Source organism: Achromobacter sp. ES-001 (assembly GCF_019448355.1).
GTDB lineage: Bacteria > Pseudomonadota > Gammaproteobacteria > Burkholderiales > Burkholderiaceae_B > Achromobacter > Achromobacter spanius_B.
Genome location: NZ_CP079940.1, coordinates 4025977 through 4052551, shown reverse-complemented (window position 1 = coordinate 4052551; position 26575 = coordinate 4025977). Strand labels below are relative to the sequence as shown.

The following is a 26575-nucleotide window of genomic DNA, read 5'->3' as shown; positions in this document are numbered from 1 at the left end:
CCCCAGGCCCGGAGGGCGAGTCAAGATGAGCATCAGCGTGACGCCAGGCGATCCCCGCTACAAGACCTTAAAAAAGGGCTTCAACCTACGGTGGCCCGCGCGGCCCAGCCATGCGGCCACGCGCATCGAACTATGCGAAACCCCGGCCCAGGCGGCGGCAGCGCTGGGCCGTATCGTTGCCGAGGGCAAGCGCCCCACGATACGCAGCGGCGGCCATTGCTACGAAGACTTTGTCTCCAACAATCCCGGCGGCGTCATCCTGGACCTCAGCCTGCTCGACCGCGTGCCGTCCTCGGATGGCCTGCTGCGTGTGGCGGCCGGTTCGCAAAACTGGAATGGCGATCAAGATCTCTACAAGCGTCACGGCGTGTCGCTACCCGGCGGGTCGTGCTACTCGGTTGGCGCGGGCGGCCATATCAGCGGCGGCGGGTATGGGCTGCTGTCGCGCCTGCAAGGGCTGGCTTGCGACTGGTTAAGCGCGGTCGACATCCTGACCGTGGACGCCCACGGCAATGTCGTGCCACGCACCGCCAGCGCCACCCAAGACGCCGACCTGTTCCGCGCATGCCGGGGCGGTGGTGGCGGCAATTTCGGCGTGATCACCAGCTATGGCTTTGCCGCCTTGCCCCGCGCCCCGCGCGAAGTGGCCATCGCCACCGTCGCATTCGACTGGGCGGGCATGACGCCCGGGCGCTTTGCGCAGTTGCTGGATATCTACGGCAGCTACTGGAACACGCGCGGCCGCGACGCCGATACCTGGGGCATGTTCTCGCTGCTGAAACTGACGCATCGCTCCGCCGGGCAGATTGTCATGATCGTGCAGTTCTGCAACCCCGACGGCACCTGCCAGGACCTGACCGTGCTGCAAGATTTCCTGGATCGCTTTCGGCCTTGCGCACCGGTGGCCGCGCGCGCCACCACGCCCGGCTTGCCACGTCCGCGCGCGGGCGGCGACCTGCTTTGCAGCGAACCGCACACGGTCATTCGCCATGACTGGCTGGTGGCCACGCAAACGCTTAACGGCTCGGGGCCGAATCAGCGCGGCAAATACAAATCCGCCTACATGAAGCGCAATTTCACGGCGCACGAAGCCGCGCGTATCCATGCCCACCTGACGCGCGATGTCCCCGGCGCCGACCTGCGCCAATCGCTGTTGCAGGTGGATTCGTACGGGGGCGCCGTCAACCAGCCGGATCGCCTGCGCGACACCGCCGTGCACCAGCGGGCGTCGATCATGAAGCTGCAATACCAAACGTACTGGACGCACGCCGACCACGACGCCCTGCACGTACGCTGGATGGCGGATTTCTATCGCGACGTATATGCCGACCCGGCAGCCCGGCCCGACCACGCCGGCACCCCGTTTCCCGGCGACCGCTACGAAGGGTGCTACATCAACTACCCCGACAGCGACATGCTGGCGTACCCCTTCTGGCCACGGTTGTACTACGGCGACGGCGGGCTTTATCCTTTCCTGCAAGAGGTCAAGCGCCGCTACGATCCCAACAACGTTTTTCACCACGCGATGTCGGTGCGCCCGTCATGACGCGCCGCCCGCCTTGCCGGACTTCGCCATGAATTCCCTATCCAGCGCACCCCGCCGATCCTTCATCCAGTTCGCCGGAAGCTTGTCCGCGGCCGGCGCGGCAGGCCCCTGGCTGTCGGCCATGGGCGCCGCGACCGCGCGCGCCGACCCCCGCTACGCCTATGTGGGCACCTATACCCGCGATGCGCCCGGGGGCACGGCCGGCGGGCCGCCATCGCGCGGCATACACGCCTATGCCCTGCGTCCGCAGGGCGGCTGGCATCTGATCCAGGTGATAGAAAGCGACAACCCGTCCTACCTGGCCGTGCACCCCACGCAGCGCTTTCTCTACGCCATCAACGAGATCGATCAATGGGAAGGCCTGGCCCGAGGCACCGCCGAATCCTATGCGATCGACCCGGCTGACGGCAGCCTGCACTTCCTGAACCGGCAGCCCCTGTCGCTATCCAGCACCGCGCCCGCGTTCCTTGCCGTATCGCCAGACGGCCGCTACCTGGTCACGGCGCAATACGGGGGCGGCACGTATAACGTGTTGCCCGTCCAGGCCGACGGCGCGTTGGGTGAAGTGTCGGGCATCGTCAAGGAAACCGGCTCGGGGCCGCGCCCCGAACAGCAATCCGCGCATCCGCACATGGTGCTGTTCGACTCCACCGGCCAGCGCGTCCTGGCCACCGATCTGGGCAGCGATCGCATCAATCTGTTCACGTTCAAGGATGGCAAGCTGTCGCTGTCCGAGCGCACGACGCTGTCTGCGGGCAGCGGGCCACGCCATCTTGCGCTGCACCCCGATGGCGCGCTGTTATACGTCTTGAACGAACTTGACGCCTCAATCGCGTGCTTCGGCTACGACGCCCACGCCGGCCGGGTGCTGGCGCAGCGCCACCTGGTCCCCGCCACACCGCCCGGATTCACCGGCGCGGGCAACGCGGCGGCGTTGCTTGTCCACCCGTCCGGCCGCTTCTTGTACGCCTCTACCCGCCGCGTCGACAACGACCACCCGCAAGCCGACAGCATCGCCGCCTTCGCCATCGCCAAGGATGGCGCATTACGCCGCGTACAAACCTGGACCGAGGGCCTGCGCTTCCCCCGCGCACTTACCCTGGCGCCAGACGGCGGCAGCCTGTACGCGCTGAACCAAAAGGGCGACTCCATCCTGCGCCTGCGCATCGATGCGGCAACAGGGCAGCTAAGCGACATGGACGTGGCGGCCCAGACGCCAACACCGGTATGCCTGGTGTTTGCATAGGCGGGGCAACCGCGGGCGATCTTGATAGCCGGCGCAACAGGCCCCTCTGAAGCCCTTTGAAGCCCCTTTGAAGCCCCTTTGAAGCCACTCGGGAACCCCGTCGGGAACCCCTCGGGAACCCCTCGGCCAGCCCGCCGTCGAACCTTGCATGACCGTTAATCCTGTATTGCGCTTCCTCTGGCGCCTCGTCATCCTGGGCTTATTTGTCTGGCTTGCTGCGTGGGCGTGGCCCCGCCTGCCCGACGCCGCACGCGCACCGTGGCATATGGCCCGGCTGGCCTGGCAAGAAGCCCCGTCATCCTTGCCCGTGCCGGTACAGGGCGTGTCCGCCAGACGCTTGACCGACACTTGGGGCGCGGCCCGGTCCGGCGGCCGCCAACACGAAGGCATCGACATCTTTGCCGCGCGCGGCACGCCTGTGCTGTCCACCACGGAAGGCGTGGTCATGCAGGTTGGCACGAACAAGCTGGGCGGCCAGGTCGTGTGGGTGCTCGGGCCCGGACGCCAGCGCCATTACTACGCGCACCTGGATGGCTACGCCGACATTGAACGGGGGCAGCTGGTGGCCCCCGGAGACGTGCTGGGCTACGTCGGCAACACCGGCAACGCGCGAGGCACGCCGCCGCATTTGCATTACGGCATCTACGACGGCGGCGCGATCAACCCCTATACGCTGTTGGTGGCGCCGGCAACGCCGCCCTGACGCTTTGCGCCAGCACCTGCGCCGTCGCGGCTGACAAGGTCCACCCCAGGTGTCCGTGCCCCGTGTTGTAGAACACGCCCGGGCGTTTGCCCGGCCCCACGCGCGGCATCATGTTGGGGGTCATGGGGCGCAGGCCGCACCACGGCACGACGCGCGTGGTGTTGATGTTGGGGAAGTGTTTACGCGTCCAGTCGATCAGCGGCTGCACGCGTTCGGCACGGATGTCCATGTTGAAGCCGTTGAATTCCGCCGTACCCGCCACGCGAAAGCGGTCGCCCAGGCGGCTGGTGACGATCTTCGCGGCTTCGTCCAGCAGGCTGACGCGGGGCGCGGCGCCCTGGCTGTCGGCGTCGTCCAGGTGCACGCTGATCGAATAGCCCTTGACCGGATAGATGTTGATGGAATCTCCCAGCAGGCGGGCGAACTTTCTGCTGGCCGCGCCCGCGCACACGACGATGGCGTCCGCTTCGTGCCGTTCGCGCTGGGTGCCGCCGTCGCGGCGGATGTCCAGCACGTAAGGGCGGTCGTGGCGTTGGATGTTGTCGATGTCGGCATCGTGCACGAACGTGACGCCCCGGCGTTCGCATGCCTGGGCCAGACCGCGCGTGAACTTGTGGATGTCGCCGGTGGCGTCCGATGGCGTGTAGAAACCGCCGTGGCATCCGGTTTGCATGGCGGGTTCGATGGCGCGCGCTTCGTCGGCGGTGACTGCGTAGCGGTCCAGGCCGCCGGCTTGCAGCAGCGCGTTGGCGCGATGCGCGGCCTTGAAGCTGTCGGCGTCGTGGTAGATGTGCAGGATGCCCCGGCGCTCCAGGTCGAAGTCGATGCCTTCCGCCTCGGCCATGTCGAATAGATGCCGGCGCGCTTCGATGGCCATGCGCGTGGTGGCGATGGTGTTGTCGCGGTAGTTGGGAATTTGCGCCATGAACTGCGCCAGCCACGAATACTTGTGCCAGCTGAAGCGGGGGTTCAGCAACAGCGGCGCGTTTTTGCGCAGCATCCAGCGTAGCCCTTTGATGATCGTGGCCGTGCTGTTCCAGACTTCGGCGTTGCTGGCGGATAGCTGGCCGCCGTTGGCATAGGACGTTTCCATGGCGGGATAGCGTTGGCGGTCGTAGACGGTGACCGCGTATCCCAGGTTCGACAGGGCATAGGCGGACGTGACGCCGGTGATACCGGCGCCAATGATGGCGATGCGGGGCATGGTGGCTCCAGACAGGGTGGCCGCGACCAATGTGGACGCGGCACCCCATCTGTCTTTGGTACCTGAGAGTTTCACCCGCGCGGGCGGCGGGTTCCCCTTCGGTGGGCGCGCACGGCGCCTCTCTCCAGATTGTCTATACGCGCGCAGTCCTGTTGCCTGAGAGTTTCCGGGGCGGTTGCTCCGTCGGCGCCGGCCGCCAGGGCCGGTCTCTTCTGCGCGGTTTTGAATCGACGGGGTAGAGAATAGCTAAGTTCATGTCGCATTTGCTTCAGGGTTAGTACTATGTCGCGTGCGCCGTTGGGCCGGCGTGAACCGAATAGGACGATAGGAATGAGTTTTCGCGCCGCGCGACGCACTGTTTTGCAAACCCTGGCCGTGATGGCCGGCGGCGCCCTGGTTTCGTTGGCCGCGGCCGAGCCGGTGGCCCCCGGCGCCGACATCGACGACGCCGTGCATGCGGTAATGCGCGAGTACGACGTGGCGGGCCTGGCCATCGCCGTCACGCGCGAAGGGCGGCATGAATTTCGCAGCTATGGGGTGGCCTCGCTGCAAACGCATGCGCCCGTCAGCCGCGACACGCTGTTTGAACTGGGCTCGATCAGCAAGACCTTTACCGCGACGCTCGCGACCTACGCCCAGGCGCTGGGCAAGCTGTCGCTGACCGACAGCCCGGCGCGCTTCGTGCCTGCCTTGCAAGGCACGGAATTCGGCAAGCTGAACCTGATCCACCTGGGCACGCACACGGGCGGCGGCTTCCCGCTGCAAGTGCCGGACACGGTGGGCGACGATGCCCAGCTGATGGCCTACCTGTCGGCGTGGACGCCGCGCTATGCACCGGGCACCTACCGCACGTATGCCAACCCCAGCATCGGCATGCTGGGCGTGGTGGCGGCCAAGAGCCTGGGCCAGCCCTATGCGCAGGCCATGGAGAAGACGCTGTTGCCCAAACTGGGCCTGACCAACACCTATATCCACGTGCCCGCCGCCAGGATGGGCGACTACGCGCAGGGCTACAACAAACAGAACGCGCCGGTGCGTGTGAACCCGGGCGTGCTGGCCGACGAAGCCTACGGCGTCAAGACCAGCGCCAGCGACCTGATCCGCTTCGTGGACGCGAACATGGGCGTGGCGTCAGCGCCCGCGGAATTCAGCGCCAAGGCCGCCCGGGATGCGAAGATCGCCAAGGCCGTCGTCAACGACGCCGTGCTGTCCAAGGCCTTGGCCGATACGCATGTGGGCTACTACGACGTGGGTGGAATGACGCAGGACCTGGCCTGGGAACAACTGGCGTATCCGGTGACGCTCAAAGCGCTGTTGGCGGCCAACGCCGGCACGTTGAACAGCCAGAGCCACCCGGCCAAGGCCCTGACCCCGCCGCAGCCCCCGCGTGCCGATGTGTGGATCAACAAGACGGGTTCCACCAATGGCTTTGGCGCCTACGTGGCGTTTGTGCCGGCCAGGAAAATCGGCGTGGTGATCCTGGCGAATCGGAACATTCCGAACGACGCCCGCGTGCGGCTGGCGTATCGCATTCTTGAAGGGGAAACGGCGGCGGGAGCAAGAACGGATACGGGAACGGGAACGGATTCGGGATCGGCCCCGGAAACGCAACCCGAAGCCCGCGCGCAAGCGAACTGAAACAGGCAGAAGGCGGTGGCCGGCCGAAGGCCGTGGCCGGCCCCTGTCAGCCGTCAAGCTTCCGTACCCGCCGCCGTGTGGGCGCCATCAAAACGCGGCAATAGCCCCATGACCTCCAGCCTTTTGCACAGCTGTCCCAGGCGCTGCATCTTGTAGGCGTCCACGTCCAGGCCGGCGTAGTCGTAGAAGCCCTTGCCATCGCGCAAGCCGTTGCGGCCTTGCTCCATGTTTTTGGCGATGACGTCGGGCGATGCAAAGCGTGGGCCGATCTGGGCTTCAAGGTAGCGCGATGCGTAGTACAGGATGTCGCCGCCGCCCCAGTCGATGAACTCCAACAGGCCCAGCACCGAAAACCGCAAGCCGAATCCCAGGCGCACGGCGGTGTCGATATCTTCGGCGCTGGCCACGCCTTCCTCGACCATGCGCGCGGCCTCGTTCATGGCCAGGGCCTGGATGCGTGGCACGATGTAGCCCGCCGTGGGCGCGCATTGCACGGGCGTCTTGCCGGCTTGGCGCAGCACGGCCAGCAACGCTTGCAGGGCGGCGTCGGCGGTGCGAGGCCCGGCGCTGACTTCGACCAGCGGTATCAGATTGGCGGGGTTGAGCCAGTGCGCGTTCAAAAAACGCTCGGGGCCTGGCATCAATTCGGCCAGCTCGGTCACCAGCAACGTGGACGTGGTTGACGCAATCACGGTGTCCGGCGCGCACACGCGGCCCAGCCAGGCGAAGGTGTCGCGCTTGGCGTCCAGGCGTTCCGGCACGGCTTCGAAGACGATGCGCGCGCGTTGCAGGTCGGCCACGGCGTCGTCGCGGCCGCACAGGCGCACGCGCTGCATGGCGGTCTCGGCCTGCTGGTCGTCCAGCAGGCCAAGCCGGCTTAGCGTGCCCAATTCGCGCCGCAGGTTCGCCAGCACGCGCGCGTGGTGATCGGCTTGTTCCGCCTGAGTCCTGGGCTTGATGTCGACCAGTGTCACGGCGCGTCCCGCGTGGATGTACGACAGCGTGATGCCTTCCCCCATGCGCCCGGCGCCGATCACGCAGATTCTGTCTTCCATGGTCAGCATCCTTGTTCCAGCAATTCCGCCATGCCGGCGCGCGACAGGCGCTCCAGGCCGAGACTTTCCAGCGTGCGGCCCTCGGCGTAAAGATCGCGGCCGGTGATGGCGCCGGCAATGCTTAGCAAGCCTTGCGCCACCGGCGTCGGCACGCCCGCCCAGCGCCCCGTGGACACCAGCAAGGACAGGCCCAGCCGCGTGTCCTCAAGCATGTAGCGGTGCGTGTGCAGGTCGATGGCTTCACGCCAGTCGCCACTGTCGGTCAGCTTGCCGTGCGCGCCACGGCCGTACATCCATTCATCGCCCTCCGTGGCGTAGTGGTCGGCCAGCGGAAAGTGCGGCGCGGCATAGCCCAGCGCCTCGCGGATGGCGATGCGTTCGGCGTCCAGCGCGTCGGTAACGCGGCGGATTGATGGCTGGGTGCCTTCGTTGTGGATGTCCCACTTATCGAAATGCTCCAGGGGGCCCGCGTTCATCATGATGAGCGGCGGATGGATGATGGGGCCGGCGTTCATCAAGGCGCCCGCCAATCCGTCTTCGATGGGCTCGATGCTGGGGTAGACCTGACCCAGCAACGCCAGCGCGTCGTCGGTCAGCCGGCTGGGGAACACGCCGGTGGGCAAGCGCGTGGCGTAGCCGCTGATGACGACCGTGTTGCCGTGCTTGCGCGCCAGGTAGGGCAGGGTGCCCGTCTCGGCAAAGGCCACGCGGGCGGTATTGCCGGCGTCCCGCTGCGCGCGCGCAAACAGGTAGCTGCCAAAGGTGCCGGGCGGCAGGAACACCACCTGCCCGTCCTGCAACAGCGGGGCCAGCATGGGCGCCAGCGCATCGTGCGTGGTCGAGGGCAGGGGGATGACGACCACCCGCGCGTCAGTCAGCGCGGCCTTCAGCGAGCCTTGCAGCGCCAGGTGGCCGGGACCCTGGCCCAACGGAACCTGGCGCGTGCCGCGATAGTCGGTGACAGTCAGCGCGCCAGCCTGTCGCAAACCGTCGAACGCGGCGTCGTCGCGGCGCCACCAGCACACCTCGTGTCCGTTTTCGGCAAGTTCGGCCGCGGCCGCGTAGCAGCCGTGGCCGCCGCCAATTACGCTGATTCGCATGATCAAGCTCCTTCTTTGAAGGCTTGATCCTAGCGGCGGCGTGGCGCCTGGGCTGCGCCAAACGCGCAAGCGCCGTTCCGATCCGGCAAGGGATTTGGGCAGCGCAGGCAGCGTGTCGCGGCCGCGCGCGCAGGGGACAACGCCAGTGCCGGCCAGGGAGTGCGACGGCGCGTCAGGGGCGAGGCCGACGCAGCGTGTCCGACGGCAGGCAGCCGTAACGCTTGCGGTAATGCGTGGCGAAATGGCCGAAGCTGCTGACGCCGTGGCGCAGCAGGATATCGGTCACGCTGTCGCCGCCGCGCGCCTGTTCCAGCGCGGCGTGCACCAGGGCCAGGCGGTGGTTGCGCACGTAGTCGCTGGGGCTTTGCTTGAGAAACTGGGTGAAGCCGTTTTGCAGCGTTCGCACCGACACGCCGCAGTGCGCCGCCAGGTCCGCCAATGAAATCGCTTCGTCGACATGGCTTTCGATGTAGTCGCGCGCGGCCCGCACGTGCTGGGGCAGGGGCTGGCGGTGGTCGGCGCGCAACGCGTCGGAATAGTTGTGCGGCAGTTGGGTCAGCAGCAGCGCCAGCAGGTAGTCGGAAAAGCCGGCCGCAAGCGTCTGCGTGACGCCGTCAATGGCGGGGTGCTGATAAAGGCGGCATAGGTAGTCCAGTGTTTCGCGCACGGCGGCAAGGCCGGGGGAATCGGGCGGCGCTTCCAGGTCGAACACCAGCGCGTGCTTGATGGGGCGGTCCAGCAGGCGTTGCAATTGATGTTCCAGCGCTTGCCGCTCGACACGCAGGATCAGGTTGCGGCAGTCGCGGCCGATGCTGATCACGCTGGGTTCGGACGGCGACGAAATGGTGAGGCTGCCCGCTTGCATGGACGCACTGCGCTTGCCCAGCGTGACCAGGCCCGAGCCTTGCAGCGTGATGCGGATCAGGTAGTAGCTGGAGATGTCGCCCGCGTCGATTTCGACTTCGGCGCCGTAGTGCAGGTCAAACAGCGCCGCGTTGCCGAAGAACACGCCATACAGCCGCGATTGCAAGGGTTTGCCCTGAGCCACGCACATGCGGTGCGACCAGAGGTGCTGGCTGACCTGGTCCTTGACCTCGGCGGCGTTGCCCGAGTCCAGCAAGCAATGGCGGTTCAGCGGATAGGTGTCGTTGAACATGCTTTCCTGCGCGGTGGGAATAGTCGTTGCGCGCGGCGTATAGAGTCCCGCTGCGCAAAGACCTACAAACGATGGACAAGACTAAGGAAAACAAGGGAAAAACATGACTGACGCGACGCTGCCGCCACTGACGAAACGAAGCTACGCCTACGAGTGGTACGTCGTCGTGATATGCATGCTAGCGTACATATTTTCCTTCGTCGACAGACAGATCCTGGCGCTGATGATCGAACCCATCAAGCACGATCTGCAACTGTCCGACACGCAGTTCAGCCTGCTGCACGGCTTGGCGTTCTCGCTGTTCTACGCCGTCATGGGCATCCCCATCGCCTTGTTGGCCGACCGCTATTCGCGCCCGAAAATCATTGCCATCGGCGTGGCGTTCTGGAGCTTGGCCACCGCCGCCTGTGGCCTGTCGCGCAGCTTTGCGCACATGTTCCTGGCGCGCATCGGGGTGGGCGTGGGCGAGGCCGCCTTGTCACCCGCCACGTATTCCATGCTTAGCGATATGTTTCCGCGCGACAAGCTGGGCCGCGCCGTCGGCATCTATTCGATCGGCTCGTTCATTGGTGGCGGCATGGCGTTTTTGATCGGCGGCTATGTCATCAACCTGCTTAAAAGCGTGGACAGCGTGGTGGTGCCGTGGGTCGGCGCAATGCGGCCGTGGCAGGTCACGTTTTTCATCGTGGGCCTGCCGGGCCTGCTGGTGGCGCTGCTTATCCTGCTGACGGTGCGCGATCCGCAGCGCCTGGGCTTGCGCCGTAGCGCAGACGGCCACGCGCACAAGCCCACGGTGGGCGACACGTTTCGCTTCCTGGGCCGCCATCGCCGCACGTTCTTTTGCCACTACCTGGGCTTTTCGTTCTATGCCATGGTGCTGTTTGCCCTGTTGGGTTGGACGCCCGCTTTCTACATGCGCAAGTTCGGCATGTCGCCGGTGGATGTGGGGTACATGCTGGGTGTGGTGGTGCTGGTGGCCAATACGGCGGGCGTTTTTTGCGGCGGCTGGCTGATGGACGCGCTGGCCAAGCGCGGCTATCGCGATGCGCCGTTGCGGGCGGGCGTGATCGGGGCGGTCGGCATGGCGCTGCCCGCCGTGGCGTTCACGCAGGTGGACAGCTTGGCGGCGTCGGTGGCGCTGTTGCTGCCCGCGATGTTCTTTGCGTCCTTTCCCATGCCGACGTCCACGGCGGCCATGCAGATATTGCCGCCCAACCAGATCCGCGCGCAGGTGTCGGCGCTGTTCCTGTTGATCTCCAATTTGATCGGCCTGGGGCTGGGGACGACGGCGGTGGCTTTGTTGACCGATCGTCTGTTCAAGAATCCGGCGGCGGTCGGGCAGTCCTTATCGCTGCTGATCGGCGTGGCCACGGTGCTGTGCGTGTTGCTGCTGGCGGCGGGTTGCGCCAGCTATCGGCGCAGCCTGGGGCAAGAGGAAGGGCGCGCGGAAAACGGGGTCGGAACTGTGCTGTCGCCCCGGCCCCGTTAAAACTGTTTCAAGGGATCACGCCGGGCAGGCGAGATTCGCCAGCCGCCCCCTTCCTGGCCGATAATGCCCGCTTTACGCCTAAAGCCGGACCCCCCTCATGCCTTGCGTTACCCGTCGTCTGCCCGTTGCCCTGTTTGTCTGCCTGACGGCGATCCTTGCGGGATGCAGTTCACCCAAGCCGGCCTACGAACGGGAAGACTTCGCACAGAATGATGTGTTCTCGCGCACCTTCCCCACGGCCAGCACCACCGCTTGCGATGCGGGCCGCCGCGCCTTGCTGAGCCAGGGCTACAACATCGACCGCTTCGACGCGGCCCGCGTGTCCGGGCACAAGAACTTCCAGGGCGAAGACGGGCTGCACACGCAGATCAATTTCAATATCGACTGCGCCTCGGACGGCAGCGCCAACCAGCGCGCCACGGTGTTTGCCAACGCGGTGCAAGACCGCTATTCGATCAAGCGCACTTCCAGCTCGGCCAGCGTGGGCGTCAGCGTACTGGGCCAGGTGTCGATGCCATTCGGCTCCAGCGACGACTCGCTGGTCAAGACGGCTAGCCAGACGGTGTCGCGTCCGAAATTCTACGAAGGCTTTTTCCAGCTGTTGCAGCGCTTCCTGCCCGACGCGGAAGCCGCCGCCGCCCCGCACGTGCCCCCTAGCCCCCGCGCCCGCGCGTCGCAAGCCAAGCCGCCGGCACCGCCCGCCGATCCCGTCGTGTCCCCGGACGCGCCCGCCGATACCCTGAATCCCGCTGCGGCGAACGGGCCGCCGGGGCCGGGCGCCGGCAGCGACAAGGGCAGTGATAAGGCCGGTGACACGACCACGCAAAAGCCCGCCGCGGACGCGCCGCACGCCGCGCCGTCATCGACGCCGGGCAATACCCAAACCGGCACCCCGCCCACCACGCCCGCCACGTCTCCGGCGTTGCCGGGGCCGGGCGCCTCGATTTCGACTCCGTCGGCGGTCAGCCCGTCCGCTGCTACGACCGGCGCTGCGACCGGCGCTGCGAACGGCGCTGCGAACGGCGCTACGACCAGCGCTACGACCAGCGCTGCGACCGGCGCTGCGACCGGCGCCGGAGGGCCGGCCACGGCCGCGATCACCGGTACCACGGCGGGGGCCTCCTCTACCGTCAGCGGCGCCGCTGCCAGCCCCGCAGCGTCGGCGTCCGCCACCGGCAACTGACCCCTGCCGCGCACGCCGGACCCGGCGTGCACTCGGTCGTGCCCTCCGGCATGTCATCTGGCCTGCCCTGCGGCATGTCATCCGGCGTGCCATCCGACATGTCATCTGGCCTGTCCTCCGGCACGTCAGCCGGCCTGCTCGCCGGCATGTCATCCGGCATGTCATCCGGCCAGTCATCCGGCCAGTCATCCGGCACGTCATCCGGCACGTCATCCGGCACGTCATCCGGCATGTCATCCCGCGCGACCGACCTGTCGCCGCAGCCGACTACTGCCCGCCGCCGCATCCGGCGATAATGCCCGCCATGACTTATCAACTGCTGAAAATGGCCCACGTGGCCGCCGTGGTGGCCTGGCTTGGGGGCTCGCTGTTTGTCTCGCTGTTCCTGCTGTCGTCGGCGCCGCAAGAGGGCGATGAAGCGCCCAAGGAACGCAAGATGCTTGGCGCGCTGCGTCGTTGGACGTTGTGGGTGACGACGCCCGCGATGGTCGTGTCCTGGCTGATCGGCCTGCATCTGGCGATGACGTTCGGCTGGTTCGCCATGAACTGGATCTGGGTCAAGGCGGGGTTTGCCTTGGCGCTGTCGGCCTTGCTTGGCATCCAAAGCGCGTCGCTGCGTCGCATGGCCAACGGCACGCTGAAACGCCCGCCGATGGTGGACTTCTACGCGCCGTTCACCGTCATTGCCTGCGGCGTCATCGTGACATTGGTGCTGGTCAAGCCGTTCTGACGCGCGCGGGCAGTATCGCCCCAAGCTCGTAATAAGGATTCAACCAAGTCGTCGTTGGCGGGCGGCGGTCGGCTGCCTAGAATCGTCTGTCCTGTCCGCGCGTGCTTTGCTTTGCACGGACGTATCCGCGCAAGACCGCGAAGGCGATTCAATCATGACCACCCGCACTGTCCAGACCGACGCGCGCCGGGAAGGCGGCAACGCGTCGCCACGCCGGCCCGGCCATCGCGGCTGGTTCCAGGCGCTGCTTAGCGCCGCGCTGGACGCCGCTTCGATGTTTCATGGGCCCGATTTTCCGGCGGACACCAGCGCTTTCAACAACGAGCGCCCGCGCCCACGCCCACGTTCCCGCCACTGAAGGGCGGCTGCGGGGCGGCGGCGCCGGGCAGCGCTACGGCAACACCGCAGCAACACCGCAGCAACACCACGGCAACACCGAGGCAACGCTACGGCAACTCCACGGGAACTCCACGGCAACTCCACGGGAACTCCACGGCAACTCCACGGCAACTCCACGGCAACAACACGGCAACAACACGGCAACACCGAGGCACAACACCACGGCAACTCCACGGCAACACCACGGCAACACCACGGCAACACCACGGCAACACCGAGGCACAACACCACGGGAACTCAACGGCAACGCTACGGCAGCGCCGAGAACAAATTAGCCAGCTGCTGCTTGCCCAGCTTTTCCTGTTCGGTCGCCATGGTGTTGATGGCCGCCATGTGCGCGTAAAAGCGTTTCAGATCATCGTCGCGTTCGAACATCAGTTCGTCGTGATCCGCGTACCAATACTGACGGTTGTCGTCCAGCAGCGTGATCATCTGGCCAAACTCTTGCAGGATGCGCGTTTCCAACAACCAGACTTTGCCCAGGCTGTCGCTGCGCCGCGCCAGCGTAGACGTCAGCGTCGCCATCATTTTCTGCTTTTCGGGTTCGCGGATGGCCAGGGACCGGATCAGGTCGGGCATGTCTTTCAGCACCTGCATGCTCTGATCGCGGTACTTCGGCACCAGCCGCTCGGCAAGCTCGAGAATCATGCGGCTTTCCACCAGCCCGGTGTCCAGCGCCAGCCGATGCGCGTCCAGCAGCCGAGGCATGCCGATGTCTTTCAGTTCATTCAGATAGGCCTTGTGCTGCGCAACGCGTTCGCCGGCCACTGTCTTGATCGCGCGTTCCAATTCCCCGTAAAAGCCTTTCGCCTTGGGAGTGGGGTCGATGGACGGCAGGTTGTCCGGCACGCCGTCGCCGCCCGTCACCATCTGGTTCAGGGTGTCGGCCACCTTGCGGATTTCAGCGGTGGCGACTTTTTCCTCCGCGCGCTCGCCCATCCGGTTCCAGCCCACGGTCAAGCCCAGCGCCAGCAGAATCAGCGCGGCCCCCGCCAGTAAGCGCCGGCCGTCACGACGCACGCGCAAGCGCCTGGAAAGCGTAAGGGTGTCTTCCTGCGGAGTCATGGCGCACCAAGATTGGGGTCATAGGGCATGAATGTAGTAAGCGGGCCGGCACGCGTCAACGCGCGCCGGCAGTCGTAACGGAGACCGCAGCTACCGCAAGTACCGTGCCGAAGCCGCCCGCCGGGCGCTATGACGCGGCGGCATTGCGCCGCCACGCCGCCCATTCGCCTTCGCCTTCAAAGTAGCGGTCGCCGCGCGCGGCGGTGGCCAGCCCTTCATGCAGCACGCCCATGTCCAGCCCCGGCAGGTTGCGGAGCAGGGCGGGCGGCAAGTGCTTGGCGTCAAGCAGGCGCTCGTCCAGGATCACCCGCATCATGTCGCCGTCGTCACAACGCACCCATAGATACCAAAGGCTTTCCATGTAGTCGCCGGACCAGGGATCGGGGTATATCGCCGGGCGAAAAGAAAAGCCGAATTCGTGAACGTCAGCCCAGGCCCAGTGCTCTTGCAGGCCGATTGCGCGCGCCAGTTCGCAGTGCCGGGTGAAGCCGGTGTCGTCAAAGCTGACCGACTGCCGGAACGGGTCTTCCACGGGGGCCGGGCCGGACAGAAAGCGCTTGATGCTTGACCACATGGGAATCGGGATGGGATACGGGATGGGAATCGGAGAAAGGCTGGCGGGCCGTGCGGGCGGGATTTGCCAGAGTGTAGCGGGGCGCGACCATGTAATAAATGTTACAACGTTTGATTCTCGTCAATTCCATGCCGTCTACAAGCGGGTAGGGTGGCGCCTTGCCCGAATGGGCGCCCCGTGACGGGGCGACCGGCGTGGGGCAGACGACCAGCGCAGCAAGGACAGGATCGATGACAGACAAGACACCGCAAGCAGCCCCTAAGCAAGACGTTGCCGCCACACCGCGCAAGCGCGGCACCCCGTCGCCCGCCGCCCAGCGAAGCGCCGGAACCGCCAAGGCTGCGGCAGGCCCGGCGACGAAGAGGGCTTCTAAAGGGACTTCCCAGGCGACTTCGCAGGCGACTTCCAAGGCGACTTCCAAAGCGGCTCCACTGGCGACTTCCAAGGCGACCCCCAAGACGGCCTCCGGCCCCGCCACCAAGCAGCCCTCCGAGCAAACCCTGCTGGCGCGCAAGAAAGTCGTGGCGCGCGAAGACGCCGCGCGCCAGGAAGCGGTGTCGGTGTTGGCTGACATCGCGCGGCGCTACAACGTGGTGCCCCAAGCGCAAGCGCACGAGGCGCTGCGGTCCGTCATTGAAGAGCTGTCGCCCGACGATGCACGCGCCGTGCATCGCGCCTTGCTGGAGGCAAACGCGCAGAGCCCGGCGGTGCGCCGCAACCCCGACGAAGAGCTGGCGACGGACTGGCGCGACGGCATCTATCCGTATCGCAACCGCATGCTGCGCCGCAATTATGAAAAGCAGAAATACCAGTTGCAGGTCGAACTGCTGAAGCTCCAAGCCTGGGTCAAAGCCACAGGCCAGCGCGTGGTGATTCTGTTTGAAGGGCGCGATGCAGCGGGCAAGGGCGGCACCATCAAACGCATGATGGAACACTTGAACCCGCGCGGCGCGCGCGTGGTGGCCCTGGAAAAACCGTCCGACACGGAAAAAGGCCAATGGTATTTCCAGCGCTACGTGCAGCATCTGCCCACGGCTGGCGAGATCGTGATGTTCGATCGGTCCTGGTACAACCGCGCGGGCGTCGAGCGCGTGATGGGCTTTTGCACGCAGCAGGAATACCTGGATTTCCTGCGTCAGGTGCCTGACTTCGAACGCCACCTGGTGTCCAGCGGCATTCACTTGGTGAAATTCTGGTTCTCGGTCAGCCAGCAAGAGCAGCGCCGCCGTTTCCTGCAACGCAAGGTGCACCCGCTGAAGCAATGGAAATTAAGCCCCGTGGATCTGGCGTCGCTGGACAAATGGGACGACTACACGCGCGCCAAAGAGGCAATGTTCGCGCATACCGATACCGCGGACGCGCCGTGGATCGTGGTCAAGTCGGACTGCAAGAAGCGCGCGCGGCTGAACGCCATGCGCTACGTGCTGAGCCGCCTGCCGTACGAAGGCAAAAGCGCCGAACCGGGCCTGGCGCTGGACCCCTTGATCGTGGGCCGCGCGCTGTAAGCGTTCAGCCGCCCAGCGCGGCCAGGTTCAACGTGTGGCTATGGCCGATCCACACCGCGCAATCACGGTGGTCGCGCAGCGAATCGCCTGTGTTCGGATGCATGAAAACGTCCAGCGCGCCGTGGTTCAACGTCAGCCACGTGGCGATCTCGGCCAACTGCTCGGGGCCGAAGGCAATCTGATAGCTCCATTGCGGATGCGGGCCGACGGGGCGCTCATGGAAGCGCCCCATTTCCATCTTGCCGTCGAATTGCGCCACCACGCGCTCTCGCAACGCAAACGCGGCATCGCGGCTGGCCGCGTCGAAGTACACATGGGCGTGCCAGCTGGTCACGCCGCTTACTGCCAAATCGTTCATGGTTGTCTCGTTGATTCAGCCGCCGGCGCGCTTGGCGCGATGGCCGCTGGTAGTCAGCACTTCGATGATGCGTGCGCAGTGGTCGCCCTGCACTTCGATCACCCCGTCCTTGACCGTGCCGCCCGACCCGCAGGCCGTGCGCAATTGCTTGCCCAGCACGGCAAGCGCCATCGGGTCCAGGGCCAGGCCCCGCACCACGGTCACGCTTTTGCCGCCCCGGCCCTTGGTCTCGCGTGATACGCGGGCAACGCCGTCGCCCGCCGGTGCGCCGCGCGCTGCCGCCTGGCATTGGCATTGCGCCAGCGGCTGGCGGCACTGCGGGCACATGCGACCGCTTTCGGTGGAATAGACCAGCCCGCCGGTGGTTGCGCGCTTCATTACTTGCCCCGCATCAGGTCGATCAGGCGGCGGTCACGCTTGGTGGGCCGACCGGTTTCGATACCCAGCGCGGGCTCGGGCGCCAGCCGCCGCATTTCCGCCGCGCGTTCGCGGGCGGCGATGCTGTCCGGCGTTTCCTCATACAGCAGGCGCGCCACGGGCGCGGGGCCGCGCACCCCGCTGACCGCAACCACCTTTACCTGTAGCGCCGGATCTTCCTTGCGGATCGTGATGCGATCGCCGGGCGCGACCTCGCGCGACGGTTTGGCGGCCTGGTCGTTCACGAAGACGCGACCCTTGCCGATCTCTTGCACGGCCAGGCTGCGCGTCTTGTAAAAGCGCGCGGCCCATAGCCATTTGTCGAGTCGAATCTTGTCCATGTTGCTGCTCTTTGCGTGGGTTCTAGCCAAGCCGCAATCATAGCGCCGGGACGCCGGCGCAAAAAAAGCGCCCCTTGGAGATGGGGCGCTGGGGGGCTGGGCGGCTGGGGTGCGTTGCTGTGTTGCTGCGTGGCGGTGTAGCGGCGCAGCGGTGTGGCGGTGCAGCGGTGTGGCGGTATAGCGATGTAACGGTGCAGCGGTGTAGCGATGCAGCGGTGTAGCAATGCGGCGGTGTAGCGATGCGGCGATGTAGCGATGGGGCGGGCAAGATGGCCCGCCCCGCCATCAATCCAGTTTCAGATTTGCTTCGCTGACCACGCGCTGCCACTTGGCGATTTCGGCGCGGCGGAACGTGTCCAGTTCGGCCGGCGTCGAACCAATGGGCTCCGCGCCGATGCCGGCAAGCTGCTCGGCAATCGCCGGGTCGCGCAGCACCTTGGCCAACGCTTGCGACACCTTGTCGACGATGGCCGGCGGCGTGCCGGCGGGGGCGAACACCGCGTTCCATTCATACGTCTCGTAGCCCGGCACGCCGGATTCCGCGATGGTGGGCAAGTCGGGTGCCGTCTTGGACCGCTCCAGCCCGCCGACCGCTACCGCGCGCAGCTTGCCGTTTTTCACGTGCTGCCAGGCCGAGCCCATGCTGGCGAACATGACGGGCACCTGGCCCGACATGACGTCGATCATGGCCGGGCCGCCGCCCTTGTAGGCCACGTGCTGCAAATGCGTCTTGGCCAGCAGATTGAACAGTTCGCCGGCCAAGTGCTGGGCCGACCCCGGGCCGGCCGATGCGAAGTACACCTGCTCTTTCTGTCCGGGCTGCCCCAGCCTGATCAGGTCGGCCACCGACTTCACTTCGTACGACGGCGTGACGACCAGCACGTTGGGCACGCGCAGCAGCAGCGACACGGGCGCGAAAGCGGTTAGCGTATCGAACTGCATCTTGGAATGGAGCGCGGGATTCTGCGCGTGGTTGGACGCGTCCAGCATCAGCGTGTAGCCGTCGGGCTGCGCCTTGGCGACAACCGCGCCGCCGATCATGCCGCCCGCGCCACCGCGGTTTTCGATGACCACGGGTTGGCCAAGTTCGGCGGCCAGCTTGGGGCCGATCAGCCGCGCCACCACGTCCACCGTGCCGCCGGGCGGGTAGGTCACCACCAGCGTGACGGCGCGCTCGGGGTAGGCGGCCGACGCGGTGGCGGCTGCACCCGCCAGCAGGCCGGCGGCGGCCAGCATGGCGCTGCTACGCGCCAGACGTTTGATGAAGGGGGTCATGATTTGTCTCCTGGGAGTTGGATCTGGTTTTGGTTTTGGTTCTGGCCTTGGGCCTGGCCTTGGGTCTAGCCTTGGCTCTGGCTTTGGATGTTGAATAGCTGCATCGGCGTGTCCGCCAGCACGATGCGTCGCTGCGCGGGATCGTCGATCCACCCGCCCAGCCACTGCGTCGCAGCCGGGTAGGACGCCAGGTGGCGGTGTTCGGTGTGCGGCCAGTCGCTGCCCCACATCAGGCGCTTGGCCGTATAGGCACGCAGCAAAAGCTGGGCAGCCTGACGGCCGGCAACGCCGTAATCGGGGATGCCGGGGCGAAAGGTAGGGGCGGTGGGCGCGGTGGCATCGCTGCGGTCAGTGCTATCCGCCACCGGCCAATTCCGGTACGGCGCCGACAGCTTCACCCATACCTGCCCGCTTTCGGCCTGTTGCAGCAGGTAGGCAAAGCCCGGGTCCGACACGCCCAGCGCCGGGTCCGGCCGACCGAAGTGATCGACAACCACGCGGCAACCCGCGGCCAGCAGCGCAGGCAACACCTCGCGCAGCCTGCCGGCTTGCATGTGCACTTCAACATGCCAGGCCAGCGCGTTGACCCGGGCCAGCAAAGCCTGCCAGTCGGCGGCTTGCAGGTCGGGCGAGGGCAGGCCGATGAGGTTCAGCCGCATGCCCACGACACCGGCGTCGGCCAGTGCCTGCAACTGTGCGTCGGTGACCTCGGGCGACACGACGGCGACACCACGCAGGCGCTGCGGGGCCGCGCGCAATGCGTGCACCAGATGGCTGTTGTCGGTGCCCAGGAAGCTGGGCTGCACCAGTACGCCGTGGCTCAATCCATGGGCGTCTAGCAGCGCCAGGTATTGCTCCAGCGTGGCGTCGTAATCGGGCGTGTGGCGCCGGGCGTCCGCCAGCGCCAGCCCTTGCCGGAAAACATGGGCATGGGTATCGACGGCAACGCCGAGGGGGGACGAGGGCAACGCGGTCTCCTGTTTTGTGCGCCGGCGTGGCCGCGCGCTGTTCTATGAGGCGGATTCTAGGCAGCGCGGGTATAGTTTTCTATTGGTTAAAACCGCTTTTTATATATCGGATCAATATGGAAACCCGACACCTGCGCTATTTTCTGGCGGTGGTGGACCATGGCAGCGTCAGCCGCGCGTCGGAATGGCTGGGCATCGCGCAGCCGGCGTTGAGCCAGGCGCTTGGCCGCATGGAAAAAGACCTGGGCGTGCGCCTTTTCGACCGCTCGCGACAGGGCGCCGCGCCCACGCCCGCCGCGCTGGCCATCCTGGAGGACGTGCGTATCAGCGTGGCCCGCATCGACGCAGCGGCGCATCGCGCGCGCGAGATCGGGCGCGGCAGCGCGGGGCAGTTGACGGTGGGGCTGGTGTCCTCCGCGCTGTTCGACACCCTGCCGCGCGCGCTACGCGAAATGCGTCGGCAGGCGCCCGGCGTGCGGGTGATCCTGCGCGAGATGAGCAACGCCGAACAGGCCGATGCGCTGCAAACCGGCGAAATCGATATCGGCCTGATGCACACGCCGGTCGCAGTGGGCGGGCGCATGCGTGAACGCCAGCTGTTGCGCGACCGGCTGGTGGCGGCGGTGCCAGACGAGTTCGACGTGGCGGACGATGGCACGGTGACGATGGCGCAAATTGCACAAGCCGGTCTGGTGATGTATCCGCAAGCGCAATTGCCGGCGTTCTATGCCGGCATCATGGACGCGATGCGCAAGGGCGGGCATGCGGTGCAGGTCGCGCAAGAGGCCAACCGCACGCTGACCGTGTTGTCGTGCGTGGCGGGCGGCTGCGGGGTGGCGCTCTTGCCCAGCTGGATTCGCACCATGAACTTCGGCGGCGTCCGCTTTTGCGAAGTGCGCGACGGACAGGCGCTGCCCAGCTTCGACCTGAGCGCCATCTGGCCCGCCCGATCCGTGCCCACGCTGGCCGACGTCTTCGCCAATCTGGACCTGGGCAGAGGCTGATTTGCGCCAATCTTTCAACCCGCCTTCAATTGCCTGGCCAGAACGCTTAAGCGACGCTTAAAGCGGCAGTTTTCGCGGAACCCGGCGCACGCGTCCCGTCTAACCAGAAACGGTTTCGAATGGGGTGCGCCAATGAATTTGAACTGGCAGCAGCAGTTGATGGAAAGCGCCATCTGGCTGGCGCAAGCGTTTGGCATCACGGCCGTCGTGTTGGTGGCCGTGTCCGTCGTGCTGGCACGCACAACGGATTGGGGGCGCAAGTTTTGGCGCCTGGCATGGCCGTATCTGACCCCTCGACGCAGTTGGCGGCCGCTGCTGATGCTGGCGTTGTTGTTGCTGCTGGCGATGGCTGCCGTGCGCATGACGGTGCTGTTTTCGTTTTGGTACAACGGCTTCTACAGCGCGTTGCAAGCGCTAGACCAAAGCGCCTTCTGGCGCTTCCTGGGCATCTTTTCGGTATTGGCTTGTGTGCACGTGGTGCGCTCGCTGGCGGACAGCTACGCCGGCCAGGCCTTCGACATTCATTGGCGCGTCTGGCTGAACGACCGGCTGACGCGCGACTGGCTGGGCGCGGGCGCGTACTACCGAGGCCACTTTGTTGAAGAGCCGATCGACAACCCCGACCAGCGCATCGAGCAAGACATCGCCATGTTCGTGACGGGCTCGCGCACGCTGGCCATCGGCGCGTTAAGCGCGATGGTGTCGCTGGTGGCGTTCACGGGAATTTTGTGGGGCCTGTCCGGGCCGCTGACGGTGGCGGGCGTGGAGATTCCGCGCGCTATGGTCTTCGTCGTGTTCCTGTACGTAATTGTCGCAACCTGGTTTGCCTTCAAGATCGGCCGCCCGCTGATCCGCCTGAATTTTCTGTCTGAAAGATTGACGGCCAATTTCCGCTATGCGCTGGTGCGGCTGCGCGAAAACGCCGAGAACGTCGCGTTCTATCAAGGCGAAGCCGTAGAAAGCAGGAACCTGTTGCAGCGGTTTTCCGCCTACATCGTCAACCTGTGGGCGCGCGTGTACCGAGGCTTGAAGTTCGACGGGTTCAACTTGTCGGTCAGCCAGGTGGCCGTGGTGTTTCCGTTTATCTTGCAGGCGCCACGTTTCTTCAGCGGCGCCATCAAGCTGGGTGATGTGATTCAAACGTCACAGGCCTTTGGGCAGGTGCAGGACGCGCTGTCGTTCTTTCGCACGTCGTACGACACCTTTGCGCAGTACCGCGCCACCCTGGACCGGCTGAACGGCTTCCTGGATGCCAACGAAGCGGCGCGCGCGCTGCCGACGGTGCATACCGAACCCTTGCCCAACGGCCTGGACATTGATGGCGTCACGGTCAGGCGGCCGGACGGCAGCACCTTGCTGCGCGAGCTGACCTTGCACCTGCGGCCTGGCCAGACCCTGCTGATCAAGGGGCCGTCGGGCAGCGGCAAGACGACATTGCTGCGCGCGCTGGCGGGCTTGTGGCCGTATGCACAGGGCCAGGTGCGGCGGCCAGAAGGCGCGTCGGCGTTGTTCCTGTCGCAGCGGCCGTATCTGCCGCTGGGCGATCTGCGTAGCGCCGTGGCGTATCCCGGACACGCGCTGCCGCAAGACGATGCGCGCCTGGCCCACGCGCTGCATCAGGTCAACCTGGGCCACTTGAGCCAACGGCTGGACGAGGTTGCGGATTGGTCACGCATCTTGTCGATTGGCGAGCAGCAGCGCGTGGCCTTTGCCCGCGTGCTGTTCAATCGACCGGCCATCGTGTTCCTGGACGAAGCCACATCGGCGACCGACGAAGGCCTGGAACATTCGCTATACAGCCTGCTGCGCAGCGCCTTGCCCGATTGCATGCTGGTCAGCGTGGGCCATCGCAGCACGCTGGACCCGTTTCACACGCACCGGCTGCAACTGGACGGCGCGGGCGGCTGGACGATGGGACCGATCGGGCCGATGGACCCGTATGGCCCGCCGCAGGGCGCGCCGCTGCGCGAGGCGGCGTGACGCTTACGTGCCCACGCGCAAAGGCCCCGTCAGCTTGCGCAACGCGGCAACGACGCTTTGCGCGGTGATGCGGCCGGTCTTGGGATTGGCGGACGGGATGTTCTGGATTTCCATCGAAAAATTTGCCGAGTCGGACACGACTTCCACGCGATGCACGTTGCGTTCCAGCGACGGGTCGGCCCAGATTTCCAGCGTGGTGCGATCCGGCCCGATGCCCGCCAGCGACACGCTGACCGCCACATTCAGGTTGGCCGGAAAGCCCGTGGCGGCATCGCGCGGCGAGCCGCGGAAGATCAAGCGCGGTTCGGTGACGTCGTCCAGGCTGATGTTGTTGTCGGTAAGGTAAGGCGCGCCCAGCAGGCCGCGCGGCGGCTTGCGGGTGATCATCGTGACGGAATGGATGACGCCTTCGGCGGCTGCCGTAATGGCGTCTAGCCCCAGAATGGCGCCGGACGGCACCAGGATCTGCCCGTGATGCTGGCGCGCCACGTCGATCAGGTCTTCGTTGGCCAGCAGCGCGCCGGAACTGAGCACCACCAGCTTCTTGCCGGCACGCAGCACGGGTTCGGCAATGCTGCGAAACACGGCGGCCGGCGCACATTCAACGACCACGTCGCAATGCTCGTGCAGGGCGTCCAGGGTGGTGAACCTGGGGGCGGCCTGGGTCCAGGCGAAGTCGGGCGCGGCCTTGGGGTCGCGCACCGCGACGGCGGACAGGGTCAGGCCGGGCAGCCCGGCATCCAGGGATTGCGCCACGGCCTGGCCGATGGCGCCGAAGCCGGCGATGCCGACGCGGTAGCTGTTCATGGTGAATCCGGAAGGTAGGGCTGCGGCGCACCGCAAGCCGGGCCAAGAAAAAAGAACGCCATCGATGCCGATGGCGCAAGGTTGCCAGCCACTTTATCCAGCGCCCGGGCGGGCGTCAATGCGTAGCGACCGCAGGCTACCGGCTCAGCTGCCGGATTGTTGTTGCGCGCGCGCCATGTAATCCACCGTCAGGTTCGACAACGCGCGCACCCCGTTGATCAGGCCGGATTCATCCACGTAAAAGCGCGGCGAATGGCTAGGCGCGGCCTTGTCCACGTCGGTGCCCTTGGGCGTGACCCCCAGGTAGAAGAACATGCCCGGCACCTTCTCTTGATAGAACGAAAAGTCCTCGGACGCGGTGGACTTGGGCTGCAAGCCATAGTTGCCTTCGCCTGCCACGCGCCGCAAGGTCGAGCCCATCTTCTCGGTCAACGCCGGGTTGTTGACGGTAGCGTTGTAGAGTTCCACCACGCGCACATCGGCCTTGGCGCCCGCGCTTTGCGCAATCATGTCGGCGGTACGCGCGATGCGTTGGTGGATGTCCTTCTTCATGCCCTCGTCGTAGGTGCGGATGGTGCCCGTCATGGCCACGCTGTCCGGCACGATGTTCATGCGATTGCCGCCATGGATGGCGCCCACCGTGATGACGGCCGGCTCCAGCATGCTGTTGATCTGGCGGCTGGGAATGGTCTGCAAACCCAGAATGATCTGCGAGCTGACGACGATGGGGTCGATGCCCGACCACGGGCGCGCGCCATGCGTCTGCTTGCCGGTGACGTCGATCCAGAACTGGTCGGCGGCGGCCATGGCCGGGCCGCTGCGCCACGACAACCAGCCGGCCGGATACGCGCTGGACACGTGCAGGCCGAAGATGGCGTCCACCTTGGGATTGTCCAGCACGCCTTCCTGCACCATCATCTTGGCGCCCCAGATCTTCTTGCCGTCCGGTTCGAAGTCGGCAGGGCTTTCCTCGGCGGGCTGGAAGATGAATTTCACGCTGCCGGGCAGCTGGTCTTTCATGCCGGCCAGCACTTCGGCCGTGGCCATCAGGATGGCCGTGTGGGTGTCGTGCCCGCAGGCGTGCATCACGTCCACTTCCTTGCCCAGGTACGTGCCCTTGGCTTTCGACGCAAAGGGTACGTCGACTTGTTCCTTGACGGGCAACGCGTCCATGTCGGCGCGCAACGCCACCACGGGGCCGGGCTTGCCCCCCTTGAGCACGGCGACAACCCCCGTGCCCGCCACGCCGGTCTTCACATCCATGCCCAGCGCGCGCAGGTGGTCCGCCACCAGCTTGGACGTGCGCGTTTCCTGGTTGCCGAGTTCGGGGTGTTGATGAATGTCGCGGCGCCACGCGATGAGCTTGTCCTCGATGGCGCGGGCGCGGGTGTCGATCTGTTCGGACAGCTCGGCGTTGGGGGCCGGGGCCAGCGGGCCTTGCGTGCCGGGGGCGCTTTGCGCGGCTGCCGGGCCGCTCATCAGCAGATGGGCGGCCAGGGCCAGCGGCGCCAACCGGAATCGCATGTTGCGAGACTGCATGGGTGTTCTCCTCGTGGTTGTTAACCTGTTATTGGACAAGGATCTTACCCAAGCGCCACGCGGCCGGCGTGTTTGTTACGGATGCTTAAATTCCGACCGTTTTGATTCCGAAAGGTGGAATTTCCGGCGGTGAAAGGTTGGACGAGCCAAATTTTCGACCGCCGCATTTTCTATTGCAGCTTGATGCCCAGCTCCTTGATCAGCGGCTCCATGTCGGCTCGGTCCGCCTTGATCGTGGCCGCCAGTTCTTCCGGCGTGCTGCCGATTGGAATCATGCCCAACGTTTCCATCTGCGCGCGCATCGCCGGTTCTTTCAGAATGTCCGCCACCGATTTCTGAATCAGCGCCACGCGGTCTTGCGGCACGCCGGCGGGGGCCATCAAGCCGATCCAGGGTTGCGGGGCGTAATCCTTCAAGCCGGACTCCTTCAACGTGGGCGTGTCCGGCAGGCCCCCAAAGCGTTCCGGACTGGTGATTGCCAACGCGCGCAAACGGCCGCTGTCGATCAAGCCCTTGGAACTTGATGGCGCGTCCAGGCCCACGTCCAATTGACCGCCTATCAGATCGTTCTGCGTTTTGCCTGACGAGGACGACGGCACGTACAACGCGCGGATGCCGGCGCGCCGCGCGGTTTGTTCCCAGACCAGATGAAACGCGGTGCCGATGGAGAACGAGCCGACGCTCAGGCTGCGCGTCTTGCTTTCGTGCACGAAGTCGTCCCAGGTCTTAAGCGGGCTGTCCTTGGGCACGATGAAGATGAATGGCGTGCGCGCCACCAGCGAAATCGGCTGCAAGTCTTTTTGCGTATCAAAAGGCAGGCTGTCGACAGCGAAGGGCACGATGGTCACGGACGAGGCCACCACCATGCCCAGCGTATAGCCGTCGGGCGCGGACTTCACCAGCGCGCCGGTGCTGATGATGCCGGACGCGCCAGGGCGGTTCTCGACGACGACGGGCTGGTTCCACACCGCGCCCAGCTTGCTGGCCAGCACGCGCAGCATCACGTCCACCGGGCCGCCGGGCGGATTGGACACGATGATCTTGACCGGCTTGTCGGGATAGGCGGCCTGCGCGGCCAGCGGCGTCAGCATCGCGAGCGTTAGCATCAGTGCCAACGTGCGCATCGGCGCAATGTGCTTAATCATGGAATTCCCCTTGTGTTGTAGGTGTGTACAGAATGTTCGGCGTCAAAGGTCAGGCATGTGGCGTCTGGCATGTGACATTCGACGTGTGGCATTTGGCATATGCCATCCGGCAGTGACATCTGGCACGTGACGTCTGGCATGTGACATC

25 protein-coding genes, 1 pseudogene and 1 riboswitch are annotated in these 26575 nt (G+C 65.9%); of the genes and pseudogenes, 12 read left to right on the top strand and 14 right to left on the bottom strand.

Going from position 1 to position 26575, the window contains the following annotated elements; all coding sequences use genetic code 11:
- Positions 1-25: 25 nt before the first annotated feature.
- The 3 genes from KYT87_RS18155 (at position 26) to KYT87_RS18145 (ending at position 3495) form a co-directional block, all read left to right on the top strand.
- A complete protein-coding gene (locus KYT87_RS18155; protein WP_219990524.1) occupies positions 26-1546 on the top strand; it encodes an FAD-binding oxidoreductase in 1521 nt (506 codons plus the stop codon).
- A gap of 28 nt (positions 1547-1574) precedes the next feature.
- On the top strand, positions 1575-2792 hold the full coding sequence (locus KYT87_RS18150) for a beta-propeller fold lactonase family protein (RefSeq protein ID WP_219990523.1): 1218 nt from the start codon (positions 1575-1577) through the stop codon (positions 2790-2792).
- Between the two features lie 148 nt (positions 2793-2940).
- Positions 2941-3495, top strand: a complete 555-nt coding sequence (locus tag KYT87_RS18145) for a M23 family metallopeptidase (protein ID WP_219990522.1) — start codon at positions 2941-2943, stop codon at positions 3493-3495.
- Here KYT87_RS18145 and KYT87_RS18140 read toward each other — a convergent pair.
- The gene (locus KYT87_RS18140; protein ID WP_219990521.1) at positions 3452-4699 is read right to left on the bottom strand and encodes a D-amino acid dehydrogenase; all 1248 of its coding nucleotides are present in this window, start codon (positions 4697-4699) and stop codon (positions 3452-3454) included. The genes KYT87_RS18145 and KYT87_RS18140 overlap by 44 nt on opposite strands.
- Positions 4700-4833: 134 nt before the next feature.
- Positions 4834-4924: riboswitch (glycine riboswitch) on the bottom strand.
- Positions 4925-5077: 153 nt separating this feature from the next.
- Here KYT87_RS18140 and ampC point away from each other — a divergent pair.
- Positions 5078-6238 (top strand): annotated as a pseudogene (gene ampC / locus KYT87_RS18135) (class C beta-lactamase); the annotation flags it as partial.
- Between the two features lie 152 nt (positions 6239-6390).
- Here the strand turns inward: ampC and KYT87_RS18130 are convergent.
- From KYT87_RS18130 to KYT87_RS18120, 3 genes are all read right to left on the bottom strand, one after another.
- Entirely contained in the window at positions 6391-7401 is a 1011-nt protein-coding gene (locus KYT87_RS18130; protein ID WP_219990519.1) for a 3-hydroxybutyryl-CoA dehydrogenase, read from the bottom strand.
- Entirely contained in the window at positions 7395-8492 is a 1098-nt protein-coding gene (locus KYT87_RS18125) for an NAD/NADP-dependent octopine/nopaline dehydrogenase family protein (protein WP_120156318.1), read from the bottom strand. The genes KYT87_RS18130 and KYT87_RS18125 overlap by 7 nt, the downstream gene beginning before the upstream one ends.
- A 172-nt stretch (positions 8493-8664) precedes the next feature.
- On the bottom strand, positions 8665-9648 hold the full coding sequence (locus KYT87_RS18120; protein ID WP_046805372.1) for an AraC family transcriptional regulator: 984 nt from the start codon (positions 9646-9648) through the stop codon (positions 8665-8667).
- Positions 9649-9751: 103 nt separating this feature from the next.
- On the opposite strand from KYT87_RS18120, the gene KYT87_RS18115 reads away from it, so the two are divergent.
- The 5 genes from KYT87_RS18115 (at position 9752) to KYT87_RS18095 (ending at position 13408) form a co-directional block, all read left to right on the top strand.
- A complete protein-coding gene (locus KYT87_RS18115; protein WP_104144342.1) occupies positions 9752-11137 on the top strand; it encodes an MFS transporter in 1386 nt (461 codons plus the stop codon).
- 97 nt (positions 11138-11234) lie between these two features.
- The gene (locus KYT87_RS18110) at positions 11235-12320 is read left to right on the top strand and encodes a DUF2242 domain-containing protein (RefSeq protein WP_219990518.1); all 1086 of its coding nucleotides are present in this window, start codon (positions 11235-11237) and stop codon (positions 12318-12320) included.
- 98 nt (positions 12321-12418) lie between these two features.
- Entirely contained in the window at positions 12419-12616 is a 198-nt protein-coding gene (locus KYT87_RS18105) for a hypothetical protein (protein ID WP_219990517.1), read from the top strand.
- 8 nt (positions 12617-12624) lie between these two features.
- Positions 12625-13050 carry a CopD family protein gene (locus KYT87_RS18100; protein ID WP_223264877.1) on the top strand — a complete coding sequence of 142 codons (426 nt, stop codon included), beginning with the start codon at positions 12625-12627 and terminating at the stop codon, positions 13048-13050.
- 154 nt (positions 13051-13204) lie between these two features.
- Complete coding sequence (locus tag KYT87_RS18095) at positions 13205-13408, top strand: hypothetical protein (RefSeq protein WP_219990516.1); 204 nt, start codon at positions 13205-13207, stop codon at positions 13406-13408.
- Between the two features lie 290 nt (positions 13409-13698).
- Here the strand turns inward: KYT87_RS18095 and KYT87_RS18090 are convergent, their stop codons facing one another.
- Both KYT87_RS18090 and KYT87_RS18085 read right to left on the bottom strand, forming a co-directional pair.
- Positions 13699-14514, bottom strand: coding sequence for a hypothetical protein (locus tag KYT87_RS18090; RefSeq protein WP_219990515.1), 816 nt, complete (start codon positions 14512-14514; stop codon positions 13699-13701).
- Between the two features lie 127 nt (positions 14515-14641).
- Entirely contained in the window at positions 14642-15088 is a 447-nt protein-coding gene (locus KYT87_RS18085; protein WP_104144346.1) for a hypothetical protein, read from the bottom strand.
- A gap of 230 nt (positions 15089-15318) precedes the next feature.
- Here KYT87_RS18085 and ppk2 point away from each other — a divergent pair, with 230 nt between their 5' ends.
- Positions 15319-16593: a polyphosphate kinase 2 gene (ppk2, locus tag KYT87_RS18080; protein ID WP_219990514.1), complete on the top strand. Its 1275-nt coding sequence runs from the start codon at positions 15319-15321 to the stop codon at positions 16591-16593.
- A 4-nt stretch (positions 16594-16597) separates the two neighbouring features.
- Here ppk2 and KYT87_RS18075 read toward each other — a convergent pair whose 3' ends face one another.
- The 5 genes from KYT87_RS18075 to KYT87_RS18055 form a co-directional block, all read right to left on the bottom strand.
- A complete protein-coding gene (locus KYT87_RS18075) occupies positions 16598-16951 on the bottom strand; it encodes a DOPA 4,5-dioxygenase family protein (protein ID WP_046805364.1) in 354 nt (117 codons plus the stop codon).
- A 15-nt stretch (positions 16952-16966) separates the two neighbouring features.
- Positions 16967-17329, bottom strand: a complete 363-nt coding sequence (locus KYT87_RS18070; RefSeq protein ID WP_046805363.1) for a translation initiation factor Sui1 — start codon at positions 17327-17329, stop codon at positions 16967-16969.
- A complete protein-coding gene (locus tag KYT87_RS18065; protein ID WP_046805362.1) occupies positions 17329-17709 on the bottom strand; it encodes an RNA-binding S4 domain-containing protein in 381 nt (126 codons plus the stop codon). Before KYT87_RS18065 ends, KYT87_RS18070 begins: the two co-directional genes overlap by 1 nt.
- A 285-nt stretch (positions 17710-17994) precedes the next feature.
- Positions 17995-18984, bottom strand: coding sequence for a tripartite tricarboxylate transporter substrate binding protein (locus KYT87_RS18060; protein WP_219990513.1), 990 nt, complete (start codon positions 18982-18984; stop codon positions 17995-17997).
- Between the two features lie 65 nt (positions 18985-19049).
- Positions 19050-19952, bottom strand: coding sequence for an amidohydrolase (locus KYT87_RS18055; RefSeq protein WP_219990512.1), 903 nt, complete (start codon positions 19950-19952; stop codon positions 19050-19052).
- Positions 19953-20068: 116 nt separating this feature from the next.
- Between KYT87_RS18055 and KYT87_RS18050 the strand changes: the two genes are divergently transcribed.
- Together KYT87_RS18050 and KYT87_RS18045 are read left to right on the top strand one after the other, a co-directional pair.
- A complete protein-coding gene (locus KYT87_RS18050; RefSeq protein ID WP_046805359.1) occupies positions 20069-20956 on the top strand; it encodes a LysR family transcriptional regulator in 888 nt (295 codons plus the stop codon).
- Between the two features lie 132 nt (positions 20957-21088).
- On the top strand, positions 21089-22936 hold the full coding sequence (locus tag KYT87_RS18045; RefSeq protein ID WP_219990511.1) for an ABC transporter ATP-binding protein/permease: 1848 nt from the start codon (positions 21089-21091) through the stop codon (positions 22934-22936).
- Between the two features lie 3 nt (positions 22937-22939).
- Here the strand turns inward: KYT87_RS18045 and KYT87_RS18040 are convergent, their stop codons facing one another.
- The 3 genes from KYT87_RS18040 to KYT87_RS18030 all read right to left on the bottom strand — a co-directional run bounded on the left by KYT87_RS18040 (position 22940) and on the right by KYT87_RS18030 (position 26427).
- Positions 22940-23743, bottom strand: coding sequence for an aspartate dehydrogenase (locus KYT87_RS18040; protein WP_046805357.1), 804 nt, complete (start codon positions 23741-23743; stop codon positions 22940-22942).
- 144 nt (positions 23744-23887) lie between these two features.
- Positions 23888-25282 carry an amidohydrolase gene (locus KYT87_RS18035; protein WP_219990510.1) on the bottom strand — a complete coding sequence of 465 codons (1395 nt, stop codon included), beginning with the start codon at positions 25280-25282 and terminating at the stop codon, positions 23888-23890.
- A gap of 170 nt (positions 25283-25452) precedes the next feature.
- Entirely contained in the window at positions 25453-26427 is a 975-nt protein-coding gene (locus KYT87_RS18030; RefSeq protein WP_255593278.1) for a tripartite tricarboxylate transporter substrate binding protein, read from the bottom strand.
- Positions 26428-26575: the final 148 nt, after the last annotated feature.

What these genes read in the sequence shown, in the direction of transcription:
- KYT87_RS18115 (WP_104144342.1), top strand. Translation starts at nt 9,752, where the DNA reads ATGACTGACGCGACGCTGCCGCCACTGACGAAACGAAGCTACGCCTAC.
- KYT87_RS18065 (WP_046805362.1), bottom strand. Translation starts at nt 17,709, where the DNA reads ATGGACAAGATTCGACTCGACAAATGGCTATGGGCCGCGCGCTTTTAC.
- KYT87_RS18040 (WP_046805357.1), bottom strand. Translation starts at nt 23,743, where the DNA reads ATGAACAGCTACCGCGTCGGCATCGCCGGCTTCGGCGCCATCGGCCAG.
- KYT87_RS18100 (WP_223264877.1), top strand. Translation starts at nt 12,625, where the DNA reads ATGACTTATCAACTGCTGAAAATGGCCCACGTGGCCGCCGTGGTGGCC.
- KYT87_RS18035 (WP_219990510.1), bottom strand. Translation starts at nt 25,282, where the DNA reads ATGCAGTCTCGCAACATGCGATTCCGGTTGGCGCCGCTGGCCCTGGCC.
- KYT87_RS18140 (WP_219990521.1), bottom strand. Translation starts at nt 4,699, where the DNA reads ATGCCCCGCATCGCCATCATTGGCGCCGGTATCACCGGCGTCACGTCC.
- KYT87_RS18110 (WP_219990518.1), top strand. Translation starts at nt 11,235, where the DNA reads ATGCCTTGCGTTACCCGTCGTCTGCCCGTTGCCCTGTTTGTCTGCCTG.
- KYT87_RS18085 (WP_104144346.1), bottom strand. Translation starts at nt 15,088, where the DNA reads ATGTGGTCAAGCATCAAGCGCTTTCTGTCCGGCCCGGCCCCCGTGGAA.
- KYT87_RS18030 (WP_255593278.1), bottom strand. Translation starts at nt 26,427, where the DNA reads ATGATTAAGCACATTGCGCCGATGCGCACGTTGGCACTGATGCTAACG.
- KYT87_RS18105 (WP_219990517.1), top strand. Translation starts at nt 12,419, where the DNA reads ATGTCATCTGGCCTGTCCTCCGGCACGTCAGCCGGCCTGCTCGCCGGC.
- KYT87_RS18090 (WP_219990515.1), bottom strand. Translation starts at nt 14,514, where the DNA reads ATGACTCCGCAGGAAGACACCCTTACGCTTTCCAGGCGCTTGCGCGTG.
- KYT87_RS18045 (WP_219990511.1), top strand. Translation starts at nt 21,089, where the DNA reads ATGAATTTGAACTGGCAGCAGCAGTTGATGGAAAGCGCCATCTGGCTG.
- ppk2 (WP_219990514.1), top strand. Translation starts at nt 15,319, where the DNA reads ATGACAGACAAGACACCGCAAGCAGCCCCTAAGCAAGACGTTGCCGCC.
- KYT87_RS18145 (WP_219990522.1), top strand. Translation starts at nt 2,941, where the DNA reads ATGACCGTTAATCCTGTATTGCGCTTCCTCTGGCGCCTCGTCATCCTG.
- KYT87_RS18070 (WP_046805363.1), bottom strand. Translation starts at nt 17,329, where the DNA reads ATGAAGCGCGCAACCACCGGCGGGCTGGTCTATTCCACCGAAAGCGGT.
- KYT87_RS18155 (WP_219990524.1), top strand. Translation starts at nt 26, where the DNA reads ATGAGCATCAGCGTGACGCCAGGCGATCCCCGCTACAAGACCTTAAAA.
- KYT87_RS18125 (WP_120156318.1), bottom strand. Translation starts at nt 8,492, where the DNA reads ATGCGAATCAGCGTAATTGGCGGCGGCCACGGCTGCTACGCGGCCGCG.
- KYT87_RS18075 (WP_046805364.1), bottom strand. Translation starts at nt 16,951, where the DNA reads ATGAACGATTTGGCAGTAAGCGGCGTGACCAGCTGGCACGCCCATGTG.
- KYT87_RS18095 (WP_219990516.1), top strand. Translation starts at nt 13,205, where the DNA reads ATGACCACCCGCACTGTCCAGACCGACGCGCGCCGGGAAGGCGGCAAC.
- KYT87_RS18050 (WP_046805359.1), top strand. Translation starts at nt 20,069, where the DNA reads ATGGAAACCCGACACCTGCGCTATTTTCTGGCGGTGGTGGACCATGGC.
- KYT87_RS18120 (WP_046805372.1), bottom strand. Translation starts at nt 9,648, where the DNA reads ATGTTCAACGACACCTATCCGCTGAACCGCCATTGCTTGCTGGACTCG.
- KYT87_RS18060 (WP_219990513.1), bottom strand. Translation starts at nt 18,984, where the DNA reads ATGACCCCCTTCATCAAACGTCTGGCGCGTAGCAGCGCCATGCTGGCC.
- KYT87_RS18130 (WP_219990519.1), bottom strand. Translation starts at nt 7,401, where the DNA reads ATGCTGACCATGGAAGACAGAATCTGCGTGATCGGCGCCGGGCGCATG.
- KYT87_RS18150 (WP_219990523.1), top strand. Translation starts at nt 1,575, where the DNA reads ATGAATTCCCTATCCAGCGCACCCCGCCGATCCTTCATCCAGTTCGCC.